Origin of the sequence: Pseudomonas sp. SIMBA_068 (assembly GCF_046534705.1) — a bacterium.
In the GTDB taxonomy this organism is placed as follows: domain Bacteria; phylum Pseudomonadota; class Gammaproteobacteria; order Pseudomonadales; family Pseudomonadaceae; genus Aquipseudomonas; species Aquipseudomonas putida.
The window spans coordinates 1-262 of record NZ_JAWRYI010000792.1 but is presented as its reverse complement, the minus strand read 5'-3'; the positions used below and the strand labels follow the sequence as shown (position 1 = coordinate 262).

Annotated in this window: 1 pseudogene; it reads left to right on the top strand. The window is 72.5% G+C overall.

Features of this window, described 5'->3' with window-relative positions:
- Positions 1–262 (top strand): annotated as a pseudogene (locus tag SB756_RS31475) (DUF3426 domain-containing protein); the annotation flags it as partial.

Genomic DNA, 262 nt, shown 5'->3' with positions numbered 1-262 from the left:
CTGGAGCAGAACCGTACCGATGCCGCCAGCACCCCCGTGGTGCCGCCAGCACCGGCCGCGCCTGCCGAACCGGTTGCCGCGCCTCCGGTTACGCCCGATCCGCCCATCAGCGAGCGCCCAGCGGCCATCGAGGAAGACTGGGCGCTCACCGCCCAGGCTCTGGATGAACTGGACCTGGACCAGGAGCTTGCCCGCCTTGAACGTCGCGGCGACCCTGCCGCCGCTCGCCCGGTCAAGCCGGACAACGGCTTGCAGGCCCGCC